Origin of the sequence: Pseudomonas sp. C2B4, from assembly GCF_013359695.1 — a bacterium.
Classification (GTDB): Bacteria; Pseudomonadota; Gammaproteobacteria; order Pseudomonadales; family Pseudomonadaceae; genus Aquipseudomonas.
Genome location: NZ_JABFMU010000104.1, coordinates 1 through 9,405, shown reverse-complemented (window position 1 = coordinate 9,405; position 9,405 = coordinate 1). Strand labels below are relative to the sequence as shown.

7 protein-coding genes are annotated in these 9,405 nt (G+C 63.8%); 5 read left to right on the top strand and 2 right to left on the bottom strand.

Annotation, left to right across the window (positions count from 1 at the left end):
- Window positions 1-164: 164 nt before the first annotated feature.
- Window positions 165-2,846: a LuxR C-terminal-related transcriptional regulator gene (locus HNQ83_RS30385; RefSeq protein ID WP_175392532.1), complete on the bottom strand. Its 2,682-nt coding sequence runs from the start codon at window positions 2,844-2,846 to the stop codon at window positions 165-167.
- Between the two features lie 250 nt (window positions 2,847-3,096).
- Entirely contained in the window at window positions 3,097-4,239 is a 1,143-nt protein-coding gene (locus tag HNQ83_RS30380; protein ID WP_175392531.1) for an acyl-CoA dehydrogenase family protein, read from the bottom strand.
- Between the two features lie 270 nt (window positions 4,240-4,509).
- On the opposite strand from HNQ83_RS30380, the gene HNQ83_RS30375 reads away from it, so the two are divergent.
- The 5 genes from HNQ83_RS30375 to HNQ83_RS30355 all read left to right on the top strand — a co-directional run bounded on the left by HNQ83_RS30375 (window position 4,510) and on the right by HNQ83_RS30355 (window position 9,113).
- Entirely contained in the window at window positions 4,510-5,361 is an 852-nt protein-coding gene (locus tag HNQ83_RS30375) for a putative selenate ABC transporter substrate-binding protein (protein WP_175392530.1), read from the top strand.
- Window positions 5,358-6,155 (top strand): phosphonate ABC transporter ATP-binding protein, encoded by a 798-nt coding sequence (locus HNQ83_RS30370; RefSeq protein WP_175392529.1) that lies wholly within the window; start codon window positions 5,358-5,360, stop codon window positions 6,153-6,155. The genes HNQ83_RS30375 and HNQ83_RS30370 overlap by 4 nt, the downstream gene beginning before the upstream one ends.
- Window positions 6,149-6,976, top strand: coding sequence for an ABC transporter permease (locus tag HNQ83_RS30365; RefSeq protein ID WP_175392528.1), 828 nt, complete (start codon window positions 6,149-6,151; stop codon window positions 6,974-6,976). Before HNQ83_RS30370 ends, HNQ83_RS30365 begins: the two co-directional genes overlap by 7 nt.
- Entirely contained in the window at window positions 6,973-7,740 is a 768-nt protein-coding gene (gene phnE, locus HNQ83_RS30360) for a phosphonate ABC transporter, permease protein PhnE (RefSeq protein WP_175392527.1), read from the top strand. Before HNQ83_RS30365 ends, phnE begins: the two co-directional genes overlap by 4 nt.
- A 116-nt stretch (window positions 7,741-7,856) precedes the next feature.
- Window positions 7,857-9,113, top strand: coding sequence for an epoxide hydrolase family protein (locus HNQ83_RS30355; protein WP_175392526.1), 1,257 nt, complete (start codon window positions 7,857-7,859; stop codon window positions 9,111-9,113).
- The last annotated feature ends 292 nt before the right edge of the window (window positions 9,114-9,405 follow it).

Here is a 9,405-nt window from a genome sequence, read left to right as displayed (position 1 = left end):
CAACATTTATGCTGAATGACACACCGCCTTCGCGAGCAGGCTCGCTCCTACAGGCCCTTCCAAGTGACCCGCCGCAAGGGCGGAACCGCCAGCAGCCATCACCGAAGAAACGGATATGCATACCGCCTCAAGCAAACAGCAGCCCACCAAAAATGCAGATGCACCTACTCGATCAACCCATTCTTGCGTGCCCACGACACCGCATCATAGCGACTGGAAACCCCCAACTTGGCGTAGATGTTCTTCAAATTCCACTTCACCGTCTCCAGGGAAATGTTCAGCGTCAGGGCCACGCGTTTGTTGGCCATCGCCTGGCTGATCAACTGCAGGATCGCCAACTCCCGGGGAGTGAGCACAGACGAGACGCCATTGGTCGACGATTCGCTGGCGCGGCCAAGGTTTGCGGGACCGAAGCGCTCCAGCAACTGCCCCAGATACCCCTCGTCCTCACTGGCCAGCGGTTTGCTCGCCAGCGCGGTGAGCATCTTGCGCACCACCTCGCCTTCGTCGATGAAGGTGCGTACCAGCCCCAGTCGACGGCCTTGGGCCAGGGCTTCGAGCAAGTGCGATTGCGCCTGTTCCGGCAGCAACAGGTCGGCCTTGGCGCACGCCTCGAGCAACAGGCCGGTGACCCGCAATTGCCCGCGACTGAACACCTTCGCGTAAGCACTCAGGATGGCCAGGTCTTCCAGGGCTTTGTCCGGGTAGTTGGTGGCCAGCAGCAGACGCGCCTGCGCCAACGCGGCCATCGCCGGGATTTCTGCCTGGAAGCCTGTGGAGTCGCGGTGTTTTTCAGCGAGCGCTTGCAGTTTGGCGACCCTGTCGGCGGCGTAGGTTTTGTCATACTCCAGCAAGGCAATGCGCGCCTGCTCGGCCAGGCAATGAACAAGGGCACGCTCCTGCCCGATGGTGCGAAAGTGCCGTTCCTGTCGTTCCAGAAATGCCATGGCCACCGGGGCGCTGTCCTGGAGCAGGTCCAGGCGCGCCCGACAGAGGGTGGCGCGCAGCATGGTGTCGGGCATGGCCCACTGCAGCAGGCCATTGCGATTGGCGAGGATTTCCCGCGCTTCGTCGGTACGGTCCAGTTCGCGGTAGACCTCGGCCAGCGTGGCGGCACCGATGTAGGCACTGGCGGCGCGGTGTCCGTGAACCGCCACGGCACGGGCCAGTTGCGCCGAACCGACCCGCTCGGCTTCACGCATCTGGCCGGCCTGCAGGTAACACAGGGTGCGGGCCCCTTCGGCGACCAGGGCCATCTCGCCATTGCGTTCGGCTTCGGGGATGGGATTCTCGTCCAGGCACTGCAATGCCTCGTCGAATCTTCCGGCGGCCAGATAGGCGATCGACAGCAGCGCCGGCGCGCCGAAACGCGTCACGGAATAGTCGTCCGGCAAGGCCTGGAACCCTTCGAGCAAACCAATGATGGGCTCGGTGCGATCACGCTGGACTTCGATGGCCGCCTGTACCAGCGGCAGACGATAAGCGACGTCGGCGTGTTGCGCCGCGCCGCTGCGATGGAATTGCTCCAGCCAGACCTCGGCCTTGGCCGGCCGGGCCGTGAGTGCATAGGCCAGGCAACCGAGAAAGAACAGGCGGGGCCGGGAGAACAGGATGTCCTGTGGCAAACGATCGAGCAGACGCAACAGTGGGCTCAGCTGACTCAGGCTCCAGGTCGCCGGAGCCGCCCGTTCAATCAGTTGCGCGGCGAAGTCGAGGTCGCCCGCCAGGGTGGCGTGCCGTACAGCCTCGGCCAACAGTTTGCGCTCGGCAAACCAGCGTGCGGCGCGGTTATGCAGTTCGGTTTGCGCGGCGCCGTCCCGACGGGCGAACCGGGTCGCCAGAAAATCGCCGAACAGGGCATGAAAGCGATACCAGGGTTGGCGGTCATCGGCGTCAACGCGAAAGATCAGCAGATTCTCTTCATCCAGCCGCTTGAGCATGGCCTGCGCCGAATTGACGCCCGTGATCGCTTGCGCCAGCGAAGCGTTGAAGCGGCGGCAAATGCTGACGCTTTCCATGAACTGCGCCAGCTCGGGCGGCAAATGGGCCATGACGTCTTCGGCCAGGTAACTCTGCAGATCGTCGGAACGCCAGCCCATTTCGCGAAGGGCCCCACGGGAATCCGGGTCACTGCGCAGCAGGATGATCACCAGTTGCAAGGTGGCCGGCCAGCCGCTGGTGAGTTCGTGGATCTGATGCAGTTCCTCCGGGCTGAGCTTCAACGCCGCCAGGCTCTGCTCCAGAAAGGCGCGCGATTCCGCCAGATCGAAAGGCAAGGTGGCGCAATCGAGCTCCAGCAACTGACCGCTCAGGCGCAGTCGACTGAAACTCAGCGGTGGACCGACACGGGACGAGAGGACGAAATGCAGGTTCTCCGGACTGTGATCCAGCAGCTTTTGCATCAATTGGTGGGAACGAGGGTCGGTGACGTGCTGGTAGTCATCGATGACCAGGAACAGCTCCTTGTTGATGCTGGCGGCCCCTTCGACAATAGCCGCCACCACCTCGTCGAGGAACTCCGGTCGCGAACCTTCCAGCGGAACACCGCTGTCCAGGGCAATGCCGAGGCGTTGCAACGCACCGCGCAAATAGGCGAAGAAGATGGGCACGTGCTTGTCATCGGCACTCAGCGACAGCCAGGCTACCTCGGCCCCTGCACGCATCATCACCTGCCGCCACTGGGCCAGCAGCGTGGTCTTGCCGAAACCGGGACTGCCGGTGATCAGGCCCACGCGGCATTGCGTCATGCCCTGCAGATCCTGAAGCAGGCGTTCGCGCAGGATCGTCTGGGTGCCGATGCGCGGGGGAGCGAATTTCGTCGATACGAGCAGCTTGTCGGTATGCATGTCCTGCCTGGTCTCCGATCCTGCCAAACCCGACGATGCAGCGAGCTGCACGTTACGGTTCGGCGAGGTATGGCCACGTTCTGGCGATTGGCGGACTGTTGACCCGAACACCGCTGAAAATCAGCAGGTGTCCATTGTTGCGAGCAGGGTTCTGGCAACCTCGGGATCCGCCTTGACCCAGATGGTGAAGGGGAACGCGGATTGACCTCCCCCCTATATTAGAGGGGGGTTTACTTGTGGGACCGACGATTCAGAGGGTCCGCGCCACCAGTTCGCGCATGATGTCGTTGGCACCGCCGTAGATGCGGTTGACGCGGCTGTCCAGGTAGTGACGGGCAACCGGGTACTCCAGCATGTAGCCGTTGCCGCCGTGGAGCTGCACGCACTGATCGACCACTTTCGAATACAGCTCGGTGCACCAGAGTTTGGCGGCGGCCGCTGCCTCCGGGCTCAGCTCATGCTGCAGGATGAGTTCCATGCAGCGATCGGTGTAGGTCTGCCCCAGGACGATCTCGGTCTTGAGGTCCGCCAGCTTGAACCGCGAATTCTGGAATTCGATGATGGGGGTGCCGAATGCCTTGCGCTCGCGGGTGTAGGCGATGGTCTGTTCCAGTACCGCCTGGCTCGCCGCAATCGCGAGTATGCCGATGCTCAATCGCTCCCAGGCCAGCTCCTTCATCAGTTGATAGAACCCCTGGCCAGGTTCGCCCCCCAGAATGTTCGCCTTCGGCACCCGCACGTCCTCGAAGAACAGCATGGTGGTGTCCTGGGCATGCAGGCCGACCTTGCGCAGCGGTTTGGACTTGGTGACCCCGACGCGATCAGCCTCCACCAGGATCAGCGAAATGTCCCGGGAGCCTTTGCCCGTGTTGCCGGTCTTGGCGATCACCACGATGATGTCGCTGTTGGTGCCATTGGAAATGAAGGTCTTGGCGCCGTTGATCACGTACTCGTCACCATCGAGCACGGCACGGGTCTTGACCGCCTGCAGGTCGGACCCGGTATCCGGTTCCGTCATGGCCACGGCGGAGATGATTTCGCCGCTGGCCATTTGTGGCAGCCATTGTTGTTTCTGCTCTTCCGTGCCGAAGTTGATCAAGTAGCCGGCACAGATGTCATGCACGTTGAAACCGCTCAAACCCGACAGCCCCGCACGGGCGACTTCCTCGACGGCGACCATCGAAAAACGCCGGTCCAGGCCCAGGCCGCCATAGGCCTCGGGTGTCGTGGCGTTGAGCATGCCCAGTTCACCGGCGCGCTTCCAGATCTCCCGGGGAACCCGATGGTCCTGCTCCCACTGCTCGTGAAACGGCATGCACTCCTCCGCCAGAAAACGCCTGACGGTGTGGCGGAATGCTTCAAGTTCATGATCGAAGAGCGTGCGCGGAATCATGGAATGTCCTCTGGCTGCAATGGGTTGTGTCGGGGAGTTTTCATCCGACGCCTTTGCGCCACCTTAAGGCGGCCCACGCCCGCACTGCCCCCTCGAATCGGGTAAATCCCATCGCGCAACGGTTCATCCGCATTCGGAAAAAGCCTGGGCGATGCAGCCCTTGGGTCCCTTGCACCCGCGCCATTTCGTCTACCCTCTCAATGCGCCCTGCCGCAATCAGTCTGCCGCCGGTGCGTCGACCCTCTTGCGCAAACGAAACGGAGAACTTCCATGTTCAAGCGTACCCTGGCATTGGCCGTTGGCTTGACCCTGTCTGTGTGCACGTTGCTCACGCAGGCCGCCGACACCCTGAAAGTCAGCGCCATTCCTGATGAGGCGCCGACCGAACTGCTGCGCAAATTCAAGCCGTTGGGCGCTTATCTGGAGCAGCAACTGGGCATGAAGGTCGAGTTCGTGCCGGTGAGCGACTACCCGGCCGTGGTCGAGGCACTGGCCACCGACCGCATCGACCTGGCCTGGCTCGGCGGCTTCACCTTCGTGCAGGCACGCCTGAAAACCGGCAATGCCATTCCACTGGTACAGCGTGAGCAGGACGCGAAATTCACCAGCAAATTCATCAGCGCCGACCCGAACGTCAAATCCCTTGCCGACCTCAAGGGCAAGTCCTTCGCCTTCGGCTCGGTGTCGTCCACGTCGGGCAGTCTGATGCCACGCTATTTCATGCTCCAGGACGGCATCAGGCCGGAAACCTACTTCAGTCGCGTGGGCTACTCCGGTGCCCACGACGCCACCGTCGCCTGGGTGCAGGCGGGCAAGGTCGATGCCGGGGTCCTGAACGCCAGCGTGTGGGTAAAACTGGTGGCCGCCGGCAAGGTCGACACGGACAAGGTCAAGGTGTTTGCCACCACCCCGGCCTACTTCGACTACAACTGGACCGTGCGCGGGACCCTCGACCCGGCCCTCGCCAGCAAGATCAAGGCCGCCTTCCTGGCCCTCGATCCGGCCAAGCCTGCCGACAAGGAGATTCTGGATTTGCAGGCCGCCAGCCGCTTCATCGAAACCAGCCCCGAGAACTACAAGGGCATCGAGGAAGCCGCACGCGCCGCCGACCTGCTCAAATGACCTTGCAGTTGAGCGGGGTCAGCCTGACCCACACCAATGGCGTCCAGGCGCTGCGCGATGTGGACTTGCACATCGCTGCCAGCGAACAGGTCGCCATCATCGGCCCCTCCGGTGCGGGCAAGTCGAGCCTGCTCAACCTGCTGGCCACCGCCCTGCGCCCCGGCAGCGGCGAGTTGCAAGTACTGGGCGAGCGCGCCTGGCAGCTGTCGGCCCGCCAACGTCAGCGCCTGCGTGCCCGTATCGGCCTGGTGCACCAATCGCCTCCCCTGCCCCCGCGCCAGCGCGTCATCACGGCGGTGCTCGCTGGCAAGCTGGGGCAATGGGGCCTGGGCCGGAGCTTGCTGAACCTGCTGCATCCGCTGGACATTCCGGGCGCGCGGGCGGCGCTGGCCCGGTTGGACCTGAGTGACAAATTGTTCGCCCAGTGCCAGCAATTGTCCGGTGGCCAGTTGCAGCGCGTCGGCGTTGCCCGCGTGTTGTATCAAGCACCAGAAGTGCTATTGGCCGATGAGCCGGTGTCGGCCATGGACCCGGTGCTGGCCGGGCACACGTTGTCAGTGCTCTGTCGTCATGCCCGGGAACACCGCGTCACCCTGGTCGCCAGCCTGCATGCGGTGGAACTGGCCCTGGCGCATTTTCCGCGGATCATCGGCCTGCGTGACGGACAGATCCTGTTCGACCTGCCGGCCACCGAGGTCGACCACGAGCTGCTCGACAAGCTCTACGCCAACGAACAACTGCAATCGCCACCGGCGCCTCCGCCGCCCTTGAGCGTGCAGATTCCCCGATGCTGACCCGCGACTCCCGAGATCCGGCCAGCCGCCCGCGTCTGCTGCTCAGCCTGCTGGCGCTTGCCCTGTTATGGCCAGGCATCCGTTTCAGCGAACTGGATCTGGGTGTGCTGCTGGCGACCGACAGCCAGAGCGAAATGGGGCGCTTCGTGTCGACCTTCTGGCCCCCCGCCCATGGCGAAGAATTCCTCCAGCTGTTGTGGCAAGCCACGCTGCAAACCCTGGCCATCGCCACGGCCGGCATGAGCCTGGCGTTGCTGTTGGCGGTACCCGCCAGCCTGCTGGCCAGCCGTGCGCTGTCACTGTCGGCGGCCTCCCTTGGCGGCCGCCCAAGTGTTTTGGGCCGACTGCTGCGCTGGCCGGTGCGTGGTCTGCTGATCTTCCTGCGCAGCGTGCCGGAAATCGTCTGGGCCCTGCTGTTCGTGCGCGCCGTGGGCCTGGGCCCGACAGCCGGGGTGTTGGCCATCGCCATTACCTACAGCGGCATGCTGGGCAAGGTCTATGCGGAGATTTTCGAGTCGGTCGACCAGCGTCCGGCCCACGCGCTGCTGCAAGCCGGCAGCGGTCGGCTCGCGGCGTTTGGGTATGGAATCCTGCCCAATGTCGCGGCAGAACTGCTGTCGTACACGGTGTACCGCTGGGAATGCGCCATCCGCGCCTCGGTGGTGATGGGCTTCGTCGGCGCTGGCGGACTGGGCCAGCAAATGGATCTGTCGCTGCGCATGTTCGCCGGCGGCGAAGTCGCCAGTCTGTTGCTGACTTTTCTGGTGTTGGTGCTGCTGGCCGATCAACTCAGCCGCCTGTTGCGCTGGAGGCTGGAATGAATCGCCTGATCAACCTGACCCTGCTGCTGTGCATCGCGGTCGCGGTAGTTGCGTCGTTCAGCTATCTGGGCCTCGACCTGGGCGCGTTGGGCGGCAGTGACAACCTCAAGCAAATGGGTGCCTATGCACAACGTTTCCTCAGCCCGGACCTGAGCGCGGCCCACCTGCAAGCCATCGGTCAGGGTGCGCTGGAAACCATCGCCATGTCCGCCCTGGGCACCCTGCTCGCGGCGGTGTTCGGGCTGATGTTGGCGCTGCCGGCGGCCGGTCGTTTCGGCTGGCTGCTCAAAAGCGCATCGCGCCTGATGCTCAACGCCCTGCGGGCGATTCCGGAGCTGGTTTGGGCCGCGCTGATGGTCCTGGCCGCCGGTCTTGGCCCGAATGCCGGCACCCTGGCCCTGGCCCTGCATACCACCGGCGTGCTCGGCCGGTTGTTCGCCGAAGCCCTGGAAAACACCCCGCCGCAACCCGCCGAAGCGATTCGCCTGCAAGGCGCCAATGCCATTTGGGCGTTCTGCTACGGCACCCTGCCCAACCTGTTGCCGCAGTTGCTGGCCTACATCCTGTACCGCTGGGAAAACAATATCCGCATGGCCAGCGTGCTCGGTTTCGTCGGCGCTGGCGGCCTGGGTCAGATGCTGTATGTCAGGCTCAGCCTGTTCCAGGAGGCCCAGGCCAGCACGGTGATTCTGGCGATGCTGCTACTGGTGTTCGCGGTCGACTCGCTGAGCAGCTGGAGCCGTCAGCGCTGGGTCAAGGCGTAAGCCATGACTCGATCTGTAGAGGTCAACACCTCGACCAGTGGTGCGGGCCATATTTCGCCCCCATGCCATGCTGACTACCAAGGATCGCTTCGCGTCCCTCAGTTGAGGTAATGACGATGAAACCTAGATTCGCGACTGCCCTCGCCCTTTGCGTTTGCTTTCTCTTCAACCTGGCTTCAGCCGATAACAGCGTCCGCCCTTTCAAAATCACCATTGAAGAAAAGGCCCTGGTCGACCTGCGTCAGCGCATCGCCGCCACCCGCTGGCCGGACAAGGAAACCGTCGGCGACGCCTCCCAGGGGGCGCAGCTGGCGCAGTTGCAGCCGCTGATGCGTTATTGGGGCACGGAGTACGACTGGCGCAAGGCCGAAGCGCAGCTCAACGCCCTGCCGCAATTCGTCACGACCATCGACGGCGTCGACATCCACTTCATCTGGGTGCGCTCGCCAGCCCCGAAAGCACTGCCCATGATCATGACCCACGGCTGGCCGGGTTCGGTGTTCGAGTTCATCAAGGTCATCGGCCCACTTTCCGATCCGGTCGCCCATGGTGGCAAGGCGGGCGATGCCTTCGACCTGGTGATCCCCTCCATTCCCGGCTATGGCTTTTCAGGCAAGCCCGGCGGCACCGGCTGGGATCCGGACCGTATCGCACAGGTCTGGGCGCAATTGATGCAGCGCCTCGGCTACCCGCAGTACGTCGCTCAAGGCGGCGACTGGGGCGGGCCGATCACCGGTGCCATGGCGCGACAGGCGCCGGCGGGCTTGCGCGGCATTCATCTGAATTTGCCGGCGACGATCCCTCCGGAAGCAGGCGCCGCGCTGGCGGTCGCGGGCCCGGCACCGGCGAGTTTCGACCCGCAGGAACGCGCGACCTACGAGGCGGTGGCCACCCTGATCAAACAGGGCAACCTGGCGTACAGCGCCATGATGGCTGCCCGTCCGCAGACCATCGGCTACGGCGTGACGGACTCCCCGGTCGCCCTCGCCGCGTTCCTGCTGGTGCACCCGGGTTTTTCGCAATGGACCTATGGCACTGACGCGCAGCAGTTGCCATCCCGGGATCAGGTGCTGGACGACATCAGCCTCTACTGGCTGACCAACAGCGGCGCATCGTCGGCCCGGTTGTACTGGGAAAACAAAGGCCGCAGCCCATTGTCCTCCAGCGCCCAGAAAACCGGCGAAATCTCATTGCCGGTGGCGATCACGGTGTTTCCGGGCGACGTCTACTGCCCGCCGGAAAGCTGGGCCCGACGCGCCTACAAAAACCTGATCTACTTCCGCCAGGCAGAAAAAGGCGGTCATTTCGCAGCCTGGGAACAGCCACAACTGTTCACCGAGGAACTGCGCACGGCGTTTCGGTCGTTGCGTTGAGGGATGGTAAATATCCAAATGTGGGAGCGAGCCTGCTCGCGAAGGGGCCAGGTCAGTCAACCTTTATGCTGAATGACACACCGCCTTCGCGAGCAGGCTCGCTCCCACAGTGGATGGGGGGCATCTGAAAAACCAGGTCGGCTGTCAGGCCGCCTCGCTTTGGCTCTTGAGGTGTACGCCCCCTCGAGAGGCCGAGTGGAGGTTCTGCGTAGTGGGCAAACCGGCATGGATGCCGGTTTAGCCGCCCCCGGCCATGGATGGCCGATGGCGGCGGGCCCACGGAGCAGGACCG